Source organism: Paenibacillus sp. BC26 (assembly GCF_900116125.1).
Taxonomy (GTDB): Bacteria; Bacillota; Bacilli; order Paenibacillales; family Paenibacillaceae; genus Paenibacillus_Z; species Paenibacillus_Z lignilyticus.
Genome location: NZ_FPAD01000002.1, coordinates 712,429 through 735,403, shown reverse-complemented (window position 1 = coordinate 735,403; position 22,975 = coordinate 712,429). Strand labels below are relative to the sequence as shown.

The window sequence follows — 22,975 nt, the reverse complement described above, 5'->3', positions numbered from 1 at the left end:
AAGGGAGGCAAGCCAATGAAGGCCGTACAAAGAAAGATGAAACAAGCAAGCTCCTTCATACTGGTAGCAGCGCTCGCAGCATCGATCAGCGCTTGCAACAATCAAGAAGGGGACAATACCTCATCTAAGACGAACGCGAATGCGAATAATGCAGCAACCGATTCGTCGTCTCAAACCGGCAATGCAACAGAGCAGCCCCAAATGACGCAGATGACGTATTGGGTAGCGAATCACACGGCAGCTTCCGCACAGATGAAAACGTATGCTGAAATGGAAATGTACAAAGAGCTGGAGAAACGAACAGGCGTAAAGGTAGAATTCCAGCATCCTCCGCTCGACGCGCAGCAGGCTAAAGAGCAGTTCAACTTAATGATTGCCACGAACGAGTTACCGGATGTCATTGAAACAGGCTGGGCGACCGAAACAGCGGGATACCCGGGCGGGCCGGAGAAAGCGATTGAAGACGGTAAAATCATCAAGCTTAACGATCTCATCGATCAATATGCACCAAATTTGAAAAGCCTGCTGGAGTCGCATCCGGACTGGAAAAAACAAATCATGACGGATAACGGTACCATCTATGCGTTCCCGTTCCTGCGCGGCGATGATAAAGTCAGAGTGTTCTTCGGCCCGGCTCTTCGCAAGGATTGGCTGGATAAGCTCGGTCTGGCCGTGCCAACGACGATTGATGAGTGGTACAACGTGCTGAAGGCGTTTAAAGAAAAAGACCCGAACGGCAATGGTAAACCTGATGAAATTCCGTTCTATATCGATAAAGATCAGCTCAATACCGATGCTCCGTTCCTTGGCGCATGGGGAATTAATTATAGCTTCTATCAGGATGCCGGCACCGTGAAATACGGTCCGATCCAACCGGAGTTCAAAGAGTTTCTTTCGACCATGAACCAATGGTATGAGGAAGGCCTGCTGGATAAAGATTTTGCTGCACCAAACGGCAAATTGTTCGATAACAAAATGACGACGAACCTGCTCGGCGCATCCGATCTGTATAACGGCGGCGGAATTGCCAAGTACACGAATCTCATGAAGGACGCCGATCCCAACTTTAAACTGACGGCTGCTCCTTATCCGGTATTGAAAGCCGGCGATACGCCTATCTGGGGGCAAAAGGATTTTGCATTCAACGGATATGGGGCTGCCATCACGACGAGCAACAAGAATCCGATTGATACGGTCAAATGGCTTGATTATGCCTACAGCGAAGAAGGCGGCTTGTTGTTCAACTATGGACTAGAGGGCGTCAGCTACAAGATGGAGAATGGCAAAGCGGTGCTCGCGCAAGACATCCTTAATCCGCCGGGCGGCGTATCCATTCAACAATCGATGGCAAAGTTTACGCGCTCGACGTGGAGCGGGCCATTCGTGCTGAGCGATAATTTCCAAATGCAGTATCTGGTGCTGCCTGAGCAGAAGAATGCCCTCGATGTATGGTCCACGGCGACAGTTGAACGCAAAATGCCGCTCGTATCGCCGACGCAGGAGGAAAGCGGGAAGTATGCTTCGATCATGACGGATATTCAGACTTACCGGGATGAGATGCTGCTTAAGTTCATCATGGGCGCGGAGCCGATCGAGAACTTCGATAAATACGTCAAGAAGATCCAAAGCATGGGAATTGAAGAGGCCATTCAAATCGAACAAGCGGCACTCGAACGGTTTAACAAACGGTAATCCTCTGCTGCGGCCGGCATTGGGAGATGGAGATGAAGGATGGGCTCATCTCCCTGATTGCTTCTTAATATTCAATAGATAGGCAGGTTGAAGCGATGACGCAGCTACGAACAATCCGGGCCGATTGGAAGCGCAATTGGGCGGCCTATTTAATGGCGCTCCCTGTAATCGCCTATTATCTTCTTTTTCATTATGGACCGATGTATGGGTTGCAAATCGCGTTCAAAGACTTCTCGATTGCAAAAGGTATTATGGCAAGTAAATGGATCGGATTCGATCATTTCGAGAGCTTCTTTCATGGCATTTATTTCTGGCGGCTTATCCGTAATACGCTGCTGCTTAATCTCTATGAGCTGTTGTTTGGCTTTCCGGCGGCTATCATACTGGCCTTGCTGCTTAACGAAATTCGAGGCGTTCTGTTCAAGCGATTCGTACAGACAGTCTCTTATTTGCCTCATTTTATTTCGATCGTTGTCGTAGCCGGAATGATGGTGGATTTTCTAAGCCGCACCGGTCTCATTAATCAAGTCATCGGTGTTTTCGGTATCGAGCCGATTGATTTCTTAAAGGAAGAGGGCTGGTTCCGTTTCTTGTATGTTTCCTCGGGCATCTGGCAGGGAGTCGGATGGGGTTCGATTATTTATCTGGCAGCCATGGCTTCGATTGACCCAACATTATATGAAGCCGCTCGTATGGACGGCGCAAGCCGATGGAAGCAGACCCTGCATGTCACGCTGCCGGGGATCGCTCCGACGATCGTGATTTTGTTTATTCTGAACATGGGCAACCTGCTGACGGTCGGCAGCGAGAAGGTGCTCCTGCTGTACAATCCGCTTACGTATGAGACTGCGGATGTCATCTCCACTTACGTGTATCGCAAAGGAATTATGGAAGCGAGCTACGATTTCACGGCCGCTGTCGGTCTGTTCAATTCCGTTGTCAGCTTTATTCTGATCGTGAGCGCTAATTCGATTATTAAACGGCTCAGCGAGAACAAACTGTGGTGAGGAGAGCAAGAGATGAGACCGACTTCCGGGGAGAGAGCGTTTGGCGCCTTCAATACGATACTGATGAGCGGCCTTTGTTTGATTATGCTTTATCCTTTCTTATACGTTCTGTTCGCTTCGCTAAGCGAGGCGACATCCTTTATCCAGCATCGCGGCATTCTGTTTCGGCCGACCGGCTTTGATCTGGACGCTTACCGCGCGGTATTCGATAATCCGATGATTATCAGAGGGTACCGGAATACGCTGACGTACGTGGTGCTTGGCACGTCTATCAATCTGTTCATGACCGCGCTTGGCGCGTATGTCTTGTCCAGACCGAGCTTGTATTTCAAAAATGCGGTTATGTTCTTTATCGTGGTGACGATGGTGTTCCACGGCGGATTGATCCCGACGTACCTGCTTGTAAACCAGCTCGGTATGATGAATTCCATGTGGGCGCTGCTTATTCCGACGGCGATCAATACGTTTAATATGATTATCATGCGCACGGCGTTTCAAGGTATTCCGGTCAGCTTGGATGAGTCTGCCCGTATGGATGGCGCCAATGATTGGACGATTCTGTTTCGGATCATCCTTCCGTTATCGATGCCCGTGGTAGCGGTCATGATCTTGTGGTATGCGGTAGGGCATTGGAACTCGTTCTTCAACGCACTCGTCTATCTGCGCAATCGGGAGGCCTACCCGCTGCAGCTCGTTCTTAGGGAGATTCTCATTGCCAATGACACGGATTCCATGATGACGGATGCTGGGGCCAATGATAAATACGCCATTGGTGAAACGATTAAATATGCCACCATCATCGTCTCGTCTCTGCCGATTATCTGTCTGTATCCGTTTCTGCAGCGGTATTTTGTCAAAGGCGTGATGATCGGGGCAATTAAGGAGTAGTGATAGCATTGAACCAAATCCGAAATCATGTGGCGATTGAGGAACTTGGAATTGACCGAGCTTTCATTGAAGAGGCAATTCAATATGTGTTGTCCCAGATCGATCGGAATATGCTGACATTTACGGATACATTCCCATCGCCGGCGAGCGTCGATCACCGGTATGAGGAATGGGAGAACATCGAATGGACGCCGGGATTCTGGACGGGGATGCTGTGGCTTGCTTATGAAGTGACCGGCGATGCTAAATACCGACTTGCGGCGGAGCATCAGCTCGAGAGCTACAAGATTCGGTTGGAAGAGCGGATTCAGACGGACATGCACGATCTGGGCTTTCTCTACACCCTGTCATGCGTATCCGCTTATAAACTGACATGCAATGAAGAAGCGAAACGTTTGGCGATTCAGGCAGCTGATTTACTGCTTGAGCGGTATTGGGATCAAGCGGGTATAATCCAAGCATGGGGCAATCTTAACAATCCGGACGAAAGAGGCCGAATGATTATCGACTGCTGCATGAACCTTCCGCTGTTGTATTGGGCTTCCGAAGTGACCGGCGATGAACGGTATTATAAGGCGGCGGACAGCCATGTTCGGCAATCAGCTGCCTACTTGATACGGGACGATGACTCTAGCTACCATACGTTCTATATGGATGTAGAGACAGGGGAACCGCGGTATGGCAAGACGGCACAAGGCTTCTCTGACGAATCGTGCTGGTCGCGCGGACAGGCTTGGGCGTTGTACGGTTTCCCGCTTAGCTACAAGTACAGCAGAAGAAGTGAATTACTCGATGTCGGACAACGATCGGCGAATTATTACTTGGACCGTCTTCCGGCGGATTACGTGTGTTACTGGGATTTAATGTTCACAGAGGGCAACGACGAAGAACGGGATAGCTCGGCAGCGGCTATCGCTGCATGCGGGTTATTGGAGCTCTCGAAGTATTTGCCGCTATCGAATGATAATCGACGCAGGTACGAGAATGCTTCTTTGCACATGTTGAAGTCGTTAGCAGAAGGATACACCACTGTGGGTAACCCGGAATCAAACGGTATTCTGCTGCACGCAGTCTACAGTAAGCCGCATCGCAATGGGGTCGACGAGTGCTGCATCTGGGGCGATTACTTCTACTTCGAAGCGCTTGTTCGGGTGAAGAAGGATTGGCAATTATACTGGTAGCATGCAATAAGTCAAGACAAATTCATTTTGCTCAATTAAGGGGTCTCATTTACGAAATGCATATGTTCAACTCCTGAGCAAATATGGTATTATATTGGCAAAGAAACGTAACAGGCAAAGAGAGTCGGCGGCAACCGACTCCAGGCGCGATTAACCGCTTTTAAGGGCGGAAGGCTGTATCAGGATATGAGATTATAGAGTAGACCGCATTCCTTTGCGAGAGGGCGGTCTATTTTTTTTTGAGGTAAGTGAGCATTGCGATAATAAACATGCCGAACGTGAACATCAGCGTTATCGCGTCTTGAACCTCCATGGCGTCACCTCCCTTCCGGGAGACTAGCCGACCGCCCTTGCAAGCCATTCATCGCTTCTTCATTATAAGCGAACGCGTGTTCGCGTGTCTATATGTAATTTGGTACAAGTTGGGAGGGGGGGAGCCACCAACTGTGATTTTTCAGCTTTAGCTGTAAATGTTTCAAAATAAGCTGTAATTTTTGTTTCAGGATTATGTGGTATACATGAAAATGAATATTTATACATGGGCCATTTCTTTTTCGAGATGATTCTCACTGTTATAGCAGGCCTGCTCAGTATTAAGTAACTTAAACGACATGAGCAGTGTACTTGAAAAGGGATAATATCACACGAGTGCCCCCTCATTAAGAAACATTTCTTACAGTTAGCTGATAAGTGTTAAAGATGTACTTCATTCCATTGTTTTTCAATGCTCCGCATTAATTGGACAAGCATTTTCGAACTGTTTCAACAGATTCTTTGAGTCGTTTTTTGTCCTGAAATCTTTGCAATGCGGAAACTCATTCTTCATTTTACTAATGTGCTTATGTACTAGAGGATTTATTAGGAAATCTTTGGAAGGTAAATAGTCCTGCCTTGTCGAATAATGATTGAGACTATTTAGATAAGGTGGGAAATCCGTGGAATATCATGGTGCAAAATGGTGGAAGTTTGATTTTCATACTCATACTCCAGTATCTGTAGATTATGGTAAGGGGTACAATCAAGAAGCTTTAAAAGCGCGCAGCCCAAGAGAATGGTTATTAGATCATATGGAGAAGGAAATCGATTGTGTAGCAGTAACCGACCATAATTCAGGACAATGGATCGATACTCTTAAAGAAGAGCTTATTAATATGAAGGAAGAACATCTTGAGGGGTATAGAGATCTCATTATTTTTCCTGGTGTAGAGATAACGGTAAATGGAAATATACATTTACTAGCGATATTTGACCCATCTGAGTCTTCTGTTCGTATCAGTAATCTATTGAGTGAATGCAGGTTTCAAGGTACTTTTGGTGATTCTGATGCTTGTACATCCAAATCATTTAATGATGTTGTTGATATCATTAATGAAATGAAAGGATTGGCAATCCCTGCACATGTTGATATTGAAAGGGGGTTATTCGTTGAGGAAGAGGGAAACTCTTTAAGAATGTGTCTAGGCGTTAATGGATTACTTGCCATGCAAATATGTAATCCGAGTTTTACAAAGCCACAGATTTACCATGAATCAAAATTAACTCTTACTGAAATATCAGGCTCTGATAGTCATCATCCGGAAAATGTTGGTTCAAGTTTTACATGGGTTAAAATGGAGACGCCTAATATAGAAGCTCTGAGACTTGCGTTACATGATGGTGAAGATGGAGTAATTCGAAGTGATAGCACGATAGTAGATCCAAATGATACGCATGAACGTTTTTTCATTAATTCCCTTGAAATATCCCATGGGGCTAAAGCAGGCAGACCGAGCCCATTAACAGTATATTTTAGTCCGTGGTTAAATACAGTTATTGGTGGTAGAGGTTCAGGTAAATCAAGTCTAATAGAATATATGAGGCTTCCTTTGGGTAAAACTACGGGGCTACCGCATAAAGTGAATGAAGAGTTTAAAGAGTTTAATCAAGTTCCTAAGGAAAGAGGCAGACCAGGGATGTTAACTCCTGCCACAAAAATACGAGTGGAAATGCAGAAAGATGGTCGGAATATAGCATTATCTTGGTCGAATAATAAAGTAACTGAAGAACATAAAAATGCATTAGGTGATTGGGTAGAAAAAGATGAAAGTAGCAATATAGATACAAGGTTTCCAATTCGCATTTTTAGTCAGAAACATCTATATTCGCTTACTGAAGATCCAAACCATATTCTAAACATTATCGATCAGCAATTTGATAAAGCTAATTGGTTAGATAAGAAAGGAGAATTAACACAAGAATTTTTGGAATCTAAAAGTAAACAACGTGAGCTACAATTGAAAATTAATAACAAAGGTAATTTAAAATCTGAGTTGGATGACGTCCAGGCTAAAATGAAAATATTTGAAGAATCTGGACACAAAGAATTGCTTGAGAGGTACCAACAGACTGAAACTCTTAATAAGAAGATCAATTACGAAATGGATAAGGTATCAAATTTAACGGAAATTTTGGAGGGCATTAGTATTCCTGAAATACTCTTTAATTCAGATGGCTTTTCAGCATTAGGTGTTGAATCACATGATAAATTGAAGCAAGAAACACTTGAATATAATAATTTGACTTCTCAAATAAAAGATCTGTTTATAAAGATGAGGGCTTTTCAAATTCAATTAATTGAATCTGTAGCTAAGATTCCTTGGCAAACTGAGCGCTTAGTGAATCAGGAAAAATATCTTGAACTTGTAGAGCGCATGGAGGAAAAAGGCGAAAAAAATCCGAATGCTTATGGAGAACATGTTTTAAGGAAGAGAGAACTTGAAGAAAGAATCATTGAAGTAGAAATATTGGAAGAACAGATGAAATTGAAGAATGAAGAGGCAAAGAGAGTATACCTAGAGATAGTAAAGCATGAAAAAAAACTAAGAGAGGAACGGGACAAAGCAATCAAGAATTGGCAAGGTACAAATCCTCATATCAGAATTCATTTAAAGGTCATGGGGAACATAACCAATGCAGAAGCGAGTTTTAGGAGCTTAATAAGAAAATCTGGGAATGAATTCGCTAAAGATATTTTAGAAAGAGACGAAGATGGAATCCTGAAAAACGGGATTATTTTTGATTTAATGAAAGCCGATGATCCTTGGAAAAAAAGGACAGAATTGATTGCAAAAATAACTTCAGTAACAGAACAAGCACCAAATGGATTGGGTAAACTCTTCACTAAACACCTTGTGACACAAAAAACAAACACTCCAGAAGACACAGATAGAATGTATTTGTGGTTTCCTGAAGATAAAATTGAATTGAAATTAGTAACAAATCGGAAAGAAGAAGATATAGAAACTGGATCAGCTGGACAAAGAACTGCGGCTATGTTGTCGCTTATGTTGTTACTTGATGATTCGCCAATTATTATTGATCAGCCAGAGGAAGACCTTGACACTAAACGAATCACTGATCTAGTTGTCACTAGTTTAAGACAGTTTAAAAAGAAGCAGCAAGTCATAGTTATAACACATAATCCAAACATTCCAGTAAATGCTGCGGCGGAAAATATTATTCAAATGAATTTTGCTGGTGGGAAAATTCAAAAGCAAATCAGTGGAGCATTACAGAAAACAGATATACGTGAAGCAGTGTGCGAAGTTATGGAAGGCGGAAAAGAAGCCTTGGATAAGCGGTATTTTAGAATCTCCAAAGCGCTTGAAGAATAAAAACAAACAGCCGACTAAATTGGCGGCTGTTTGTTTAATTTAAAGACTAATATAGGCGTTGAATAAGCTGTTTTTAAATCTGAAAGTTTGATTTTATATCCAGAAAAAATACCTTCAACATTGGAATAATATGCCTTTGCTTTCTCGATAGTCTCCCATCTTGATATCGGCTGAGCAAGATTTTTTACCTCAAGTCCTTTTATCTCAGTTTCAGTTAATTGTATAAACACTGTACTCACCTCTCTTAGGATTTGTACAAGCTATGATTTAAAATAGGTTTTTAGACTATCCCATTAGTGCTATTTATATAATTACCCAATTATCAAGAAAACCTCGTAATACGACGGTTTTGAAGTCGCTTTAAGTTGATGAAATGGGAGGATTTCCCTATTCATTTTTGATGCAAGAGGGAGCTTAATGAGACGCAGTTCCGGATGAAGCTCTTGAGTAGTTGAACTCTTATATAGAAAGTCATGTTGTCAATTCCTTTAAGAGCGGCATTGCCGACGATACATTTAAAGTGAGAAATTCGAGCCAGGTGGGAATCATCTTAGAAGCGGCGAGATAGGCTAGATAAATTGCAGAGTGAATAGTAGTATAACTTTTGACGTTGCAAGCAAATCAATAGACAAAACAAAAGCGGATCAGTCAAAGACTGATCCGCTTTTATTATTCCAGGAATTCTTTTACGATAGTTTTTATCTTTTTTAAATCATTGAGCTTTAATTTCAACATCATCTCAAACAATTCTATTATTGTCTTTTCTTTTGAAGATGGTACAGAGATTTCTTGTGCGTATGCAAATAATTCGTTGACTTCGACTTGTAACGCATCTGCGATCTTCTGAAGATTCAACAAGGAAATGTTTTTCTCACCGCGTTCAACACTTCCGATATAAGTATAATAAAATCCGGCTTTCTCAGCTAATTGTTCCTGAGTCCAGCCCTTTTGATTTCTGAGTTCTCTTATCTTTGCACCAACGAATACTAAAATGTTAGCCATGCCCACACCTCTTAAGTGGAGTGTAGTCAAAGTTAACTGAGGTTCATATTGTTAGATAAATAGTATTTTATAAAATACCACTTATAGGTGGTATTTTTGATAGATTTGGCAATACTGAATAGTAGGGAGGGAGGAAAATGTTTCTACGACGGCCGCATCCTCATGAAGATGAAAGTCTTTCTGGATTTCTTCACAGGGTGGCTATTCTAAATGGAGATGTGGAAATAGCTTATATGAGGAGGGTAATAAACGTAAATCGTCAAGAGATCGATCGCAATTTATTTCGAGAGGAAAGTTTGAAGAAAATAAGTACTCTGACAAATCAAACCTTCGCAAGGCTAGAAAGAATGACATCCAATGATTACCTTGAAGAACTCCAAAATGATTACTTTAAATTGATCATGCTGAGCAGCAGAGTACAGTATTGTCCATTCTGTCTACATGATGGCAGATACCATCGGAAGATCTGGTGCAACAGTGCAATTATCGTCTGTCCGAATCACAAGGTCAAATTGCTAAATTTATGTTTGTGCCGGAAACCCTTCTCGTATGGCTCATTAGTTCATAATCGATGTGAATATTGCAATTACAAGTTAAGCGCAATAAAGTCAGTGGATGTTATGAATGAGGACTTATGGAATTACCAAATGCAATTAGTTAAGCTTTTTACTGTTCCAGGATCAAGGATAAGGATCATTGATTTACAACTAAATATGAGTCAATTTGTCACTCTGTGCAGGCATAGCCTTGCATTAATTAGGAATAGTCGCAGCACAATTGACGTTGGAATTATGGTGCAAGATCTTACGACAGGAAAGGAGAACTATTCAAAAGGCTACTCAATCTGTGAGGTAATACGTTTATACGAAGGGTTTCCGAGTAATTTCATTCAAGTTCTAACGAAGTTTTTCAACTCTCTAAAACGGACGACGAGACACAAATTTGATTTTGAAAAGTTGTTTGCGAATCCTTTGTATGATCCAATCAAGCTGGTTTATCTTGATTTTGCCGCAGCACAGCAGAAGAAAAGGATAAATATAGGCCCATCTTTTCTAAATCGTGATCTATATCCTTATATTTCTAAAACCGTAGCGTGCGACATACTCGGAGTTCAGTATAAAGTCATTGTTGATTTGATCAAGCTAAGAATTCTTAAAGAGGTAGAAATTAATTATCAAACGTTACTGATTCGCGATGAAGTTACTAAATTGCTGAAACTGTGCAAAGGAGAAATAATGCCGCTAAATGATCGGGTCTCCATTCGAGAAGTAATGCCGGCATTTGCGAGAAAAGGAATAACTGTTGCTTGGCTTATATTTTTAATAATAAACGGACTGTTAATTCCGGGGAGTTCAGAGAGATGTATTTCAATTATGAATGTAACCTTCGATAAAGAAGTTCTACAGATATGCTTGGAGCAATTTGAAATTATTAATGGTCTAAGGAAGGGGACGGCAAGTATGCCGAATGGAAAAACGGATGTTCAGTTTGGTTTAGCTACTGTGACAGGAAAAGGAGTTGTCTTTAACGATAGAGTCTATTCAAATACGCAGATGATAAAAAATCAGTGGTTTGAACTAGCCCTGAGAACCGGCAGCTGGACCATTCCAATTTTGTATAACCCTGATGAAGGAGAGCATCTTGTCTTATTTGATACAGCAGGACTAGAAGTTGCCTCCTCAATAGAGGAGGGTCCAGAGATTGAACCGGCTATTCTTGAGAGTTACTATCAGGCACTTAATTCATTGAAAGATCAAATGAAGTTATTCAAGCAATAGTTTTATAACTACCACTTGCGCCTAATAAACACCTAGAAACACTGCTGTGATGGAATTCGGCTGACTCAATACTCGGTAATCTATTAAAAATGAAGCAGTCCTTCAGATTCAGTCTAAAACCTTCCATTTGAAGCAAACTAGAATTAATTGCTGAATGGGAGGTTTTCTTGTGATTTTAAGTGAGCTATGGCTTCTATATGAAGCAGATAAACGAATCCAGGGATTTAGTCCGAAAACATTGAAAGCCTATGCCTTACAGTTCAAGATGCTGGTAACTGAACTTGGTGACCTTGAAATCTCTGAGATAACCTTGCATCTGCTGAAAGAATATCTAGCTAAGCAGTCTGAGCGATTGAAGCCAAGCAGCCTAGGGCACCGCATCCGTTTTGTACGATCCATTTTCCGTTTTGCCTATGAAGAGACATATTTAACTTACAATCCCTCACTAAAATTACGCGAACCCAAAATGGATAAGCGAATCCCTAAGTTTTTGATGGAGGAAGATATTATTCATTTGAAGATCTCATGTGTGACACTAAGGGAAAGAGCGCTACTTGAGTTTCTCTATTGCACAGGCTGCCGGATTGGAGAGGTGGAGAAAATAAATGTAGCAGATCTGAACTGGGAGAATTGCTCTGCCATAGTAAATGGCAAAGGTTCAAAGGAACGGGAGGTTTACTTCACTACTGAGTGTAAAGTATGGTTAAAGAAGTATATAGCCAGTCGTGAAGACTCGTGCATAGCTTTATTTATAACCAATACAAGTCCAATTAAACGAATGGCCATTCCAACGCTCAGGTGGACATTAAAGCGGCTTGCAGATCGGGGAGAGGTCAAAGCAAATGTATACCCGCATCGCTTTCGTCATACCTATGCATGCCAGCTACTAGATAATGGAGCACCGTTAGATTTCATTCAAGGAATGCTGGGTCATGAAAAAGCGTCAACCACTCAAATATATGCACAATTACGTGGAGAACGTCGTCGAGAAATGTATCGTCGGTTCTTTTAGTAGGCGTTGCATTGGGCTAACGGTAGACTATAGGCCAATAAAAGGAGAGGTAAAGAACTTGGATAGCAGATTAACTCCTAAACAGCAAAAACGTGAGCAAGAGCGAGAACTTATTAATGAATATCACAAAATGATAACAGAACAAGCGCTGGAACCCTTGTATCAATCTTTTTTGGAATGGAAATCGGGGGCTTTACCATATTTCGAGTTAACTGAGCTGATTCATGTATTCCATAAGAATCAAGAGATCTACAAGGAATTTGCATATACAGATCATAAAGACATCCTTCTACTCGCTAAAATGAAATTGGAGCGATTAACTGAGCAAGATATTATTGATAATAAGTGGCTACTGGAAAGCTGGGGATATGATGATAAAACCTAATTCAAACCATTTTGCATGGACTCGGTAAGCACAGTTAGAAGTCAGTTCTGGGTAGAGTAACAGTTCTTTGTTTTCATTATTAAGCTAACGGCAGAAAAGCCTGTAAGTTAGGTACTAATCGAGATAAAGAGACCTAAGATCCGATGTTACTATGGGAAAAAATGAAGAGCTATTGATGAATGGCTTGAGATTCAATCTATTATTTAGTCCAACGTATATAGATATTTACACTTACTCGAAGTCATAGTAAAATTATAACAAATCCGAAAGCATCGGTCGGAAGGAGTCAATGGGAAAGCATCCCTTGGCTCCTTTTTGTTTAGATACAGGTTGGACTAGTATTCCAAATAAGTAAATCAGCTGCTCCACATAAAAGGAAGCTAGCTTGATTATCGGCTGCCGTTTTCATTAAAGTAACGGGCAGTTTAGCTTAATAAATGTGGAATAAGTTGAAAATATGGTCATAATGGACATGGGTATGTAGAAAAGGCATAAAACAAATAATTTAGTATTGGAGAGGTAATTTGAAGATAGATATAGTATTTGAATATGATCTAAGTAATGAATTATCAGCAAATATACAAGAATTATTAAACGCCAGTTTTCCAGAAGTTTATCCAAAAAACAGAATTTATTTTAAGCAACTACCGCATTTTAGATTTCTAGCTTTTAACCAGGAAAATCAACTTATAGGACACGTTGGATTAGATTATAGGGTGATGAATCTAAATGGGAAACCCGTAAGAATACTGGGTGTAATTGATTTATGTGTTTCTCAAAACACTCGCTCCCAGGGAGTGGCTTCAACGCTGCTTGGAGAAATCGATAAGTTTTCTGTGCGACGAAATATTGACTTTATACTTTTATTTGCAGATAACATGACCTTGTATTTGAAAAATGGTTATAAATTAGTAAAGAACCAATGCAAATGGGTGAAAATTGATAATGAAACTCTGATTACAAATGGCATTGGGTTTGAGACAATTGATGAATTGATGATTAAGGAAGTAGGAAAGATCGCTTGGAGCGAGGGGGATCTAGATTTTTTAGGCTATCTTTATTGATCTAAAGGGCACAATAGCTGTACTAACCAAGGAGTAGTCTGCCAGTGGCAGCTTCTCCATTTTTCATTAAGCTAAAGGGGCATTAACGCAACCTTTCACGCTCCTCAATGGATTTGATGATACAACAGAGCGTAGATAGATGAAGCGCTGGCAGAAGTCTTTTTCATTCGAGTTAAGAGCAGTTTTGGAAGCGGTTTCCGATCGTATGGTTCCGGAAGATGCGTGGCCGTCAGCGACAAAAGCTGGTGTACTTACATACTTGGAGTGTCACATACACGAGGATCCTGGTACTTGGATGAATTTCTTGGAGCCAGGTCTACTCGCTGCTAAATGAAATGTTCTATAGGAGGAGTAAGGAGGAGGAGTAAGGTGTGACCAAACTATTATTTGACCCAATGAAACATCCCGATTGGACCCCGCCACAAACAGCTGAAATGTATCGTTTTGTTGCCGAAAATACCCAGGATTTAGTCGGTGTCGTGGATATGGAAGGTATAGTTCTATATGCCTCGCCGTCCCATGAATTGGTCTTGGGGTTTCCGTCCAGCGAATTTGAAGGAAATTCTGCTTTTTATTTCGTTCATCCTGACGATCTTGCGTACGTTAAGAGGCAATTCGATGACATGGTTACATTAGAATCAACGTTCGATTTTGAGTGGAGGTGTAAAAAAGCAGATGGCAGTTGGGTATATATCGAGACCAGGGGCACTCCTATATTTGATGAAAATCGCAAAGTAGTGCAATGCGTGTACGGGTCTCGTGATATTTCGGAACGAAAGAAGGCAGAAGAATTCCTTCTACGAACTGAAAAGCTTTCGATAGTAGGTCAAATGGCGGCAGGAGTTGCACATGAGTTTAGAAATCCTCTAACCTCGATCAAGGGATTCGCCCAGCTGTTACACCAAGGTAACGAAAAACCCGAGTATATTGAATTGATTCTATCTGAGGTTCGGAGATTGGAAGCAGTATTATGGGGATTTTTAACACTTGCCAAACCCCAAGCTCCGAAAATGAAGGAAGTTGATGCGGCGGTTGTTTTACAACAGGTGGTGTTGGTATTCAGTACACAATCCATATTAAACAACATTGAAATTATTGAAGAACACGACTCGGAAGTACCACGTATCTACTGCGACGCGAATCAAATCAAGCAAGTGATTATTAACATTCTCCAGAATGCGGTTGACGCTATGCCAAACGGTGGAATCATCAAAACACAGATTCTATGCCACGATTCAGAGTTTATCAAATTTCGATTTATAGACCAAGGAAGTGGCATTTCGGCGGAACGAATTAAATCCATTGGAGAACCCTTTTATAGTTCCAAAGAAAAGGGGACGGGATTAGGCCTAATGGTCAGCAATAAGATTGTCCACGAACACGGAGGGAGTATTCACATCGAAAGCACGGTCAACGAAGGAACCATTGTTGATGTGATTTTACCCATCTACTCGTCATTCCTCAAAAGGGATTAGAATTTGAAACTATGGCTAATTTACTTATACAGGAAAAATGGTTACTGATGTATAGGGATCAAATTTAATGTAATCGCTTTCTGAGTGATGAACCAACTATAATGTAACTTAAAAATGAGAAAAAAACCGAAATGCTTGATACCATATGGGATCGGGCAACGCCACCGAAGCGCGAAGCTCCCTCTGAGTTCAATAAGACAGTAGCAGTCTAGGACTTTATTTTCTCGTCCGGGGCTGTTGCTGTTCCATTTGTCGTCGGCTGGCGCGCTTTCCGTGTATTTTGGCTTCGTGAAGTACAGCAAGCGCAAGTATTGAAGACCCAGATTCAGTGACAGGCCGACCTCTTTGAACAAAATTCCAACTTACTATTTCACCTTCGTCAGAGGCTCTAAATGTAACCGCACTTTTACATTAATCTTCATAGTAGACCAATGCCGATCCCAAGTATCTCTGGTTATTGGTTTGGAGAACGGTTTAGCAGTCAAAGCCCCGATTTGAAGGGGGTCAATCTGTAATTTTTGCATTTGGGATAGCAAGCGGATGACATTCTCCTCCAAGTACCGTTCGATTTTTTGTGTGAGAGCGGCATATTGGAAGTTATCTTCGATTCTTGCGAGCGAATCCAATTCATCAATTCTTCCCTTCACGTCGATTTCGATGGACAGGGATGATAAATCCGGGGTTAGTTTCTTACGGGTATGCGCGCGAATATGCCCTAGCGTAACCGCGAGGTCAGGAAGGACTAAATATCGTACGAATCTGTCCCTATACAACAATTGGTTGATTTGATCGTTCTTTCCACGTATCTCCGCAACCATACTGTCCCGGTCGAAAAATGCTGTGCCTTCGTACAAGAACTGTTCGCCTTCCGCGCGAAATACTGGTAGCTGGGGATCGGAAACCTGGGAGTACAGCATTTTCATAAACTGGTGCAAATTGACGACAGTAATTTCGCCTTGTTTTTTCTTCTCGTAATGTTTGAACATGCGATAAAGGTAATAATCGATATTATCTGTTTCACCCAAGTGCTTGGCAAGGAATTCATTAAAATTGCCTTTCGTAATGACTAAGTACAGCCGTTGCGAAATGTTTCGATCGGTCAGAACGGTATTGATAAGACGGGTCAGTCCCCGTTTCGCATAAGCTTCGTCCACGAACAGCAAGCGGATTTGACCGGCTTTCAATTCGTTATGATAGGTCAAATTAAACCCCTTATTGCCTTCATTCAATAGAGAGACCTTAAGGGTAAGGACTCGCTTCTTCTCCTTGATAAGAGGAGGGACGAGCGTGCTGATTGTTATCTTTCCATCTTCTTCTCCTCCACCCTGAACGGACCAGAAAATGATCGGCGTGATTTCTTCGATTATATTGTTTTCTGGTATGGGGACGCAGCCGCATGCGAATGTCAACAAAGAAAATGATAGCAGCACAAGCGTTGCTCGTACGAAGCGTTTCATGACGTTGTCCTGGCTTTGCGCTTGATCGCGATCCAGATGAGGAGAGGTGATAACAAATAAGTGGCGGATCCTGCCCACATCTGCAGGTCGAGCCAAAAGGCCTGTTCGAGCCCGGGCTCCCAAAACCATTTACTGATCGGAAGAGTGACGGCCATCGCCGCACAGCCGCTAACGATCAGCCCAATACGCGTAGTGTTTGTCTTCGTCTTGCCTAGCAAACGAGATGCGCCATATATCATTAACACGAACAAGGCGATTGAGTAAAGGAAGCTGAACGAATATGCCGAGATCAGGATAATATCGACCCTTTCGAATACAGGAGATTGCAGGTAGCGCCCCATCTCCACGTTCGGGTATTTGATGGTTGGCAAGTATTTGGAGCCGTAGAAGAGCAAGGACGCAATGGAAATAAAGAGATACTCGACGACCGAGATGGCGTTAGCGATCGTCAAATATTTGAGCATTTTCCGTTGCGGATTCAGCCAGTATGAAATAGCGATTAAAAATTCAGGTCCGGAAAACGACGAAAAAACGAGCAGTAGGGATTTCCATGCAAACGGCTCTGGGCCAATGGGGATGAGAGGGTATAGATCGTGAATCGAATTTGATTGCTCCAAAAAAAACGGAATATACAAAAAGAAGATCCAAATCGTTCCAATGACCACGACCGTTACGAACCGTACCATGTTTTCCATTCCAAACAGCGCCAAATAGCAGCTAAGGATAAAAGGAAACACAATGTGCCATTCTCGGTCCATAGAGGGAAAAACAAATTGCTGCATGATTTCGGCATAACTGATTGTAATGAAAGAGATCTTGAGCAAAAGGAGAGGCAAGCTTGCCAAAGCTAAAATTTTGATGCCTGTTTTTCCGAATAATCTTTCAAAACCCTGGTACCCTTGGGCTGAGTAGGGGGTTGCGAACCACTTGGACAGCATATATAGGCAAAATTGGGAGGCTATGCCCATGGCTACAATCGCCAACAACATATACGGTTGAACAAGGGCTGAGGGCATGACAATCATGTAATAAAGCATTTGAATCCTATTGGTGAGGAAGAGCGCGTAAAAACCGCTTTCTTGCTGTGCGGTTTTTCGAAACAGCGATATAGCTTGCATAGGTTCATTTACTCCTTCGGTTCATACGATACTTGTTCAAAGGATGCAATGCTTCGGGACGAATGCGCATAGCGTGTAACGGCCCTCGTACGAAGAGATCGACCCAATCTCTCCAATAAAACGGAGATACCGGCGCCAAGTAGGGCTGGTTCAAGGACGTAAGCCCGTTCAGATGGGCAAACATGCCGACAAGTCCAAGCAAGATTCCGGGAACGCCCAAATAGGACGCGAGAATCAAGAACATGAATTGAAGCAGTAAACTGGATTTGGTGACCAGATAGTTTGGAACGAGAAAAGTGGAAATCGCCGAAATGCCTGCCAATACAATTAGTACTTTGCTTGCGAATCCGGCTTCTACCGCGGCTTGTCCTATAACGATTCCACCAATAACCCCCAAGTTTTGGCTTGTTTTGGTCGGCATTCTTAGGCTGGCTTCCTTTATAATTTCTAGCGTAACAAGAATTATTAACGCTTCCCAGAAGGGGGATAGTGGCAGTTTGCTACGAGACTCGATGATTACATATAAAATTTGCAGGGGGAGCATTTGATAATGATGAGTCGTTAATGCCACGTAAAGTGGAATTAAAGTAATGGAAAGAAGGAAACTGAGATAGCGTAACGGCCTCAAAAAGCTGGCTACCAACCATCGGTTAATATAATCCTCCGGCGACTGAAACAAGTGAAACAGCGTAATCGGAGCGACTAAAGCAAAAGGAGTGTTATTGACTAGAATGACCAATTTTCCAATGCCTAGTGCATACGCGCAGGAATCCGGTCGATCGGTCTGAAGATATTGAGGAAAGATGCTATGATAATGGTCTTCCATAAACGCTGCAACATGTGAAGAGTCCAAAAACATATCGAAGTCTATGCTGGAAAGCTTATTTTTCGCGACCTCTACAAATTCTGGATTGATTAGCCCGTCGATATACATAAGGACTACGGTTGTTTGAGTTAAGGAGCCGACGGAGTATCTCTCTGTTTTGAGCGCTGTTATAGGAAGCCTTCTTCTAATCAACAAGATATTTTGCTCCAGCTGCTCGCTAAAACTGTCTTTCGGGCCAAACATTATTGTTTCCGTCTCTGAGGTTTCGATGGACCGGCTTAGCGAGTTGGGGAGCATAATAGCGTGCCATCGCCCGCTGGATGAGTCGTGAACTAGCACTGAACCCTTCATGAGATACTGGAGGGCTTGCTCCAAATTGGATAAGCGCGTAATTTTGGCAGTGGTTAGGCTTTTTTCCACCGAACTTTGGAATGTTCGAACGAGAGGCTCAAGAATCGATTCGTTAAGACGCTCCTGATCGATTAAGGTTCCAAGATAAATAAATGTCAAACGAAGTCCGTCGGTAGTCTCTCGATCAATTATCTCCGCATCCTCCATTAGGGCGAGGCGCTGCGTTAAAGTTTCTAAAGAGATTGCTGTCATTTTTCATCCCCTGAATCAGCGCGCTAAGTTTTCCTTTATTATGCTATCCTTGATCGAGTTTTAAACAAACGATTGGAAATCTTCGAATCGATAGAATGTAATTCACTCAGACTACAGGTAAGATAATCCCGCAATCAAGATTATAAGTGCGGGATGATTATGTCAAAAAAATAAAGGGGTAGCCTAGACTTTTTTGATATTCAAGAAGTTACTTTGAGGTCAAGCAACAACACAATGAAACAATAATAAAGGCAGGATCCGGTCTATTTCAATCTGTTCGTGGATTTTAAACCTTTTGTTGAACTAACGAGAGACGATAGTTCAATGCACCTTGGAGCAGTTGCCTCAGCAGCTTGCTCCTTTTTGCATTTAAGTTCGGGCAGGATAGCGCAACATTCACTTACTTTCTGCGTCTTGATTTATGGATTTAATAACTAAGGATAGTATCCAGTTGAAAAGTATCCAGTTGAAATGAAAAAGTAACTGGGAGTGATTTCATGAAAAAAATATGCTTGTATGTTTCTATGCTATTCATATTAAGTGCCTGTTCAGGTGGAGAGCAGCCAATTGAGGACAGAATAATCTTTCAGTCCGAAGGTGAACAATGGAAAGCCATAATTCAGAACAATGTTATTGAACACGATGGAAAGCATTATTTTAATATTATTTATCAATATAAAGGTAACTTGGAAGACCTTCATGAAGTGGAGAGGATTTCCTTTGCACAAGGGACAGCATTAGGAACTCAAATAATTAACATTTATGACCCGAGTTATAAAGCGAAATTGATAAATAATGGAGGATATCAGGAAGAATATGAGGAGCGGTATGGGATTATTATTGATGAAATCAAAAAGAGAAATACTAATGAGTTTACCGTCGAATATGCAATGGTGGAAGCCGACAATGATTATACTACATTAGATGCCATAGAGAAGGATAGGATATTAATCATTATTAACTGGGAAACCCAAGGGAAGAAGTACGAAGATAAGATAAATTAAACCGAACCTATATTTCCGTGGACATTTATATGGATGTTCAGGTAACGGAGAACTCTAGTTCAATCAAGATTACGGATAGGAAGCCGGGTGAGTTTAATTGCAGCCACATGAAATGATAAACGAAATAAGGACAAAAGAGGATTTACTCAAGTTCCTTTCTGCACTTAGAAAGGACTTAGTTATAAATAAGGAAAATTGGGAAAACCCAACATTAGAGAGTTACCTTGAAGCGATGGAAGCATGGGTAGAAGGAATGGAAAGTTACTATGTAAACACTAATCAGTCCATACCGGAGCAACCAACGTGGAGAGTGTTAGCTGATATTTTATATGCGTCCAAAATTTATGAATAAAGAATCATAGGTAGTGTTCCACTAATGGTACACGATAGCTGAACGAATTAAGGAGCAGTTTGCCATCAGCAGCTGCTCCTTATATACATTGAAGTAACGGGCAGGATAATTCTAGTTTAAGTGGAATATCTTGTATTGGTAAAGGACTGTGATATACATAACATGTATAAAAGGAGGGCGAAGATGAGGAGCTATAATGACTTTGCAAAGCAATATAACGACATGGTGACCTCCGGGGGACCTAATGTCTCCTACAGATATATTTTGCAGCACTTAAAAGATAAATCTGATCTTACCGGTCTAAATGTATGTGATATCGGTTGTGGTCAAGGTGAATTAGCTTATCAACTGTCTCTGCTTGGAGTAAAGGTAACTGGTGTCGATTTAAGTGAAAAGCTACTGGAGTACGCAGAAAATCATACAAATCAGGTTACTTGGGTGCAAGATGATGCTATGTCGCTACATAAACTGGAAGATAGTGCTTTTGATTATGTAATATCTAGCGTAATGCTGATGGATGTTCAGGACCATAAAAAGGTGTTTGATGCTGTATATCGAGTCTTAAAACCAAATGGGATGATGATATGGGTAATAATGCACCCTTGTTTTCAATCACCATTTAGTTATCCGCTAGGTGACGGTTCTAGAAAGATTATTCGATATGACTCGCAGTTTTGGAAGTCGGAAGGCATTGGTACAATTCGCTCTACTTTAGGTGCTTTTCATCGACCACTTTCACAATACTTAAATGATTTTCTTACTTCAGGATTCATAATAACTCGAGTCGATGAATTGGAAAGGGACACTAATGCAGTAGACAATTTACCTTCAATGTTTGCTGTGATGGGCAAAAAGGATCGTAATCACGATAAAGGCAGCCAAAAATGAACTGCTGCCTTACATTCAACTACCATGAAAGAATGGATTAACTTTCATGCCTGTGGTGCAGTAGAAGAGACGCATGAATGGCTAACGGGTACGAAAGTTCAACAAATATACGAAGGCAGCCAGCGACGCTCGGTTGCCTTTTCTCAACTACCATGAAAGAACGGATTAACTTTCATGCTCTGTGGTGCAGTAGAAGAGATGCATGAATGGCTAACGGGCAGGTTTGTTGAATGTTTCGCCGAATAGAAGTATTAATATGAAATGTTAATTATTGGGGAGGTACGCGTGAATTCACAACAATTTAATGAATTAATGAAAACCCTATTTGGCGGACTCCTCAAGCAATTTGATTACGGAGAGGAATTTGCATTTTACAATTATGGTCCTGATTTAATCCGTCGAATTGGGTATGCAACAAATATAACTCCTGAACATATTGAACAAGCCGCACAAAAGAAAGTTGATCTTATAGTTACCCACCACGATGCATGGGATTTTGTCTTTGGTATGAAAGAAGAGTGTCATAAACTTCTGGAAAACTATAGAATCAGTCACTATTTCGTTCATTTGCCTTTGGATTATGTTGAATTTGGCACCTGTTCTTCATTATTCAAGGCAATTGGAATAAATAATGTTATCCAACAATCATTTGAAATCGAGGGTAGAAGCCTACCTGGTATTGGAGAATTCGAGTTCCCTATTAGCTTTCAAGAATTAAGTGATCGGGTTAGTACGGTACTAGGAGAAACCATAAAATCGTGGAAAAACTCCGAAAAGCCAATAAAGAGAGTAGGGATTATTACCGGGGCAGGAAATTCTACAAAAAGTATTCGTGATGCCCATTATTCAGAATGCGATGTCTATATTACTGGAGAGAAAATCTTATACACAATCCAGTATGCAAAATTCATTAGAATGAACCTGATCGTTGGGAGTCACACTTTCACAGAGATTTTTGGTGTGAAGTCCCTGTCTGGAAAAATTAAAGAAAAGTACGATTCTTTGGAGATTATTGAATTAATAGAAGACCATAATGAATAGATATGTTGTTAAAAGTAACAGGAAATTATGGATATAGATTAAATGTAGTTGAAGATGAATTCCGTTTTTTAAATCCAATATGTTGGTTGAGGGAGGCTCAGAAAACTATGGAAAGAACATCTGATGCGACTGGATGTACTATATTCGATGAGTTTGGAAGAATTCTTCTCGTCCATCATACCTATGGTAAAAAGAAATGGGCAATACCAGGTGGCGTTGTCGAAAGCGGTGAATCTTCATGGGAAGCGGCAGTTAGGGAATGTCGAGAAGAAATAAAGATAGAAGTTACTGATCTCTCACTCAGTGGAGTCTATTTCTTATCTCACCGTGATGCTTATGTTTTTATTTTTCGTGCGAACGAGTTTAGTGGAATTCCAACTCCAGACGGTAAAGAAATTAATGAATATGCAATTTTGATTTGAATAACCTGCCTAAACCAATGTCCAATTTTACAATTCAAAGAATAAAAGACGCAGCTTTGTTTGGAAATAAAGTTTTCGTAAGAAACCAACATGTCAATGATTATGTTATTGAATAAGCCAAAAGTTG

At 41.5% G+C, this 22,975-nt stretch carries 21 protein-coding genes and 1 pseudogene; 16 read left to right on the top strand and 6 right to left on the bottom strand.

The window, feature by feature from the left end; genetic code table 11:
- Nucleotides 1-15: 15 nt before the first annotated feature.
- The 4 genes from BM412_RS19440 (at nt 16) to BM412_RS19425 (ending at nt 4,768) form a co-directional block, all read left to right on the top strand.
- Nucleotides 16-1,692, top strand: a complete 1,677-nt coding sequence (locus tag BM412_RS19440) for a type 2 periplasmic-binding domain-containing protein (RefSeq protein ID WP_256256457.1) — start codon at nt 16-18, stop codon at nt 1,690-1,692.
- A 95-nt stretch (nt 1,693-1,787) separates the two neighbouring features.
- Nucleotides 1,788-2,699, top strand: coding sequence for an ABC transporter permease (locus BM412_RS19435; RefSeq protein ID WP_091222014.1), 912 nt, complete (start codon nt 1,788-1,790; stop codon nt 2,697-2,699).
- A gap of 12 nt (nt 2,700-2,711) precedes the next feature.
- The gene (locus BM412_RS19430; protein ID WP_091222012.1) at nt 2,712-3,587 is read left to right on the top strand and encodes a carbohydrate ABC transporter permease; all 876 of its coding nucleotides are present in this window, start codon (nt 2,712-2,714) and stop codon (nt 3,585-3,587) included.
- 17 nt (nt 3,588-3,604) lie between these two features.
- Nucleotides 3,605-4,768, top strand: a complete 1,164-nt coding sequence (locus BM412_RS19425; protein WP_256256497.1) for a glycoside hydrolase family 88 protein — start codon at nt 3,605-3,607, stop codon at nt 4,766-4,768.
- 229 nt (nt 4,769-4,997) lie between these two features.
- On the opposite strand, the gene BM412_RS32570 is transcribed toward BM412_RS19425, so the two are convergent.
- Entirely contained in the window at nt 4,998-5,081 is an 84-nt protein-coding gene (locus BM412_RS32570; protein WP_256256496.1) for a putative holin-like toxin, read from the bottom strand.
- A gap of 622 nt (nt 5,082-5,703) precedes the next feature.
- On the opposite strand from BM412_RS32570, the gene BM412_RS19420 reads away from it, so the two are divergent.
- On the top strand, nt 5,704-8,421 hold the full coding sequence (locus tag BM412_RS19420) for a TrlF family AAA-like ATPase (RefSeq protein WP_091222009.1): 2,718 nt from the start codon (nt 5,704-5,706) through the stop codon (nt 8,419-8,421).
- Nucleotides 8,422-8,435: 14 nt separating this feature from the next.
- On the opposite strand, the gene BM412_RS19415 is transcribed toward BM412_RS19420, so the two are convergent.
- Nucleotides 8,436-8,651, bottom strand: coding sequence for a hypothetical protein (locus BM412_RS19415; protein WP_091222007.1), 216 nt, complete (start codon nt 8,649-8,651; stop codon nt 8,436-8,438).
- A 439-nt stretch (nt 8,652-9,090) separates the two neighbouring features.
- Complete coding sequence (locus BM412_RS19410; RefSeq protein WP_091222004.1) at nt 9,091-9,423, bottom strand: helix-turn-helix domain-containing protein; 333 nt, start codon at nt 9,421-9,423, stop codon at nt 9,091-9,093.
- Nucleotides 9,424-9,560: 137 nt separating this feature from the next.
- On the opposite strand from BM412_RS19410, the pseudogene BM412_RS32920 reads away from it, so the two are divergent.
- The 6 genes and pseudogenes from BM412_RS32920 to BM412_RS19385 form a co-directional block, all read left to right on the top strand.
- A pseudogene (locus BM412_RS32920) lies at nt 9,561-9,926 on the top strand (TniQ family protein); the annotation flags it as partial.
- 144 nt (nt 9,927-10,070) lie between these two features.
- Entirely contained in the window at nt 10,071-11,201 is a 1,131-nt protein-coding gene (locus tag BM412_RS19405) for a hypothetical protein (protein WP_256256456.1), read from the top strand.
- Between the two features lie 169 nt (nt 11,202-11,370).
- Nucleotides 11,371-12,213, top strand: coding sequence for a tyrosine-type recombinase/integrase (locus BM412_RS19400; protein ID WP_091221998.1), 843 nt, complete (start codon nt 11,371-11,373; stop codon nt 12,211-12,213).
- Between the two features lie 58 nt (nt 12,214-12,271).
- Nucleotides 12,272-12,598, top strand: coding sequence for a hypothetical protein (locus BM412_RS19395; RefSeq protein ID WP_091221995.1), 327 nt, complete (start codon nt 12,272-12,274; stop codon nt 12,596-12,598).
- Between the two features lie 524 nt (nt 12,599-13,122).
- Entirely contained in the window at nt 13,123-13,662 is a 540-nt protein-coding gene (locus BM412_RS19390) for a GNAT family N-acetyltransferase (RefSeq protein WP_091221993.1), read from the top strand.
- 371 nt (nt 13,663-14,033) lie between these two features.
- Entirely contained in the window at nt 14,034-15,137 is a 1,104-nt protein-coding gene (locus BM412_RS19385; RefSeq protein ID WP_091221991.1) for an ATP-binding protein, read from the top strand.
- A gap of 365 nt (nt 15,138-15,502) precedes the next feature.
- Here BM412_RS19385 and BM412_RS19375 read toward each other — a convergent pair whose 3' ends face one another.
- From BM412_RS19375 to BM412_RS19365, 3 genes are all read right to left on the bottom strand, one after another.
- Nucleotides 15,503-16,366 carry a Ger(x)C family spore germination C-terminal domain-containing protein gene (locus BM412_RS19375; RefSeq protein WP_256256455.1) on the bottom strand — a complete coding sequence of 288 codons (864 nt, stop codon included), beginning with the start codon at nt 16,364-16,366 and terminating at the stop codon, nt 15,503-15,505.
- A gap of 224 nt (nt 16,367-16,590) precedes the next feature.
- Entirely contained in the window at nt 16,591-17,712 is a 1,122-nt protein-coding gene (locus BM412_RS19370) for a GerAB/ArcD/ProY family transporter (protein ID WP_091221983.1), read from the bottom strand.
- A 4-nt stretch (nt 17,713-17,716) separates the two neighbouring features.
- The gene (locus tag BM412_RS19365; RefSeq protein WP_091221980.1) at nt 17,717-19,141 is read right to left on the bottom strand and encodes a spore germination protein; all 1,425 of its coding nucleotides are present in this window, start codon (nt 19,139-19,141) and stop codon (nt 17,717-17,719) included.
- A gap of 497 nt (nt 19,142-19,638) precedes the next feature.
- Here BM412_RS19365 and BM412_RS19360 point away from each other — a divergent pair, with 497 nt between their 5' ends.
- From BM412_RS19360 to BM412_RS19340, 5 genes are all read left to right on the top strand, one after another.
- Nucleotides 19,639-20,145: a hypothetical protein gene (locus BM412_RS19360; RefSeq protein ID WP_091221978.1), complete on the top strand. Its 507-nt coding sequence runs from the start codon at nt 19,639-19,641 to the stop codon at nt 20,143-20,145.
- A gap of 97 nt (nt 20,146-20,242) precedes the next feature.
- Nucleotides 20,243-20,497 (top strand): DUF7660 family protein, encoded by a 255-nt coding sequence (locus tag BM412_RS19355; protein WP_218163163.1) that lies wholly within the window; start codon nt 20,243-20,245, stop codon nt 20,495-20,497.
- A 183-nt stretch (nt 20,498-20,680) separates the two neighbouring features.
- On the top strand, nt 20,681-21,385 hold the full coding sequence (locus BM412_RS19350) for a class I SAM-dependent methyltransferase (protein WP_177245934.1): 705 nt from the start codon (nt 20,681-20,683) through the stop codon (nt 21,383-21,385).
- Between the two features lie 285 nt (nt 21,386-21,670).
- Nucleotides 21,671-22,426, top strand: a complete 756-nt coding sequence (locus tag BM412_RS19345; RefSeq protein WP_091222945.1) for a Nif3-like dinuclear metal center hexameric protein — start codon at nt 21,671-21,673, stop codon at nt 22,424-22,426.
- Nucleotides 22,427-22,428: 2 nt separating this feature from the next.
- Nucleotides 22,429-22,848, top strand: coding sequence for an NUDIX domain-containing protein (locus tag BM412_RS19340; RefSeq protein WP_091221970.1), 420 nt, complete (start codon nt 22,429-22,431; stop codon nt 22,846-22,848).
- Nucleotides 22,849-22,975 lie beyond the last annotated feature (127 nt).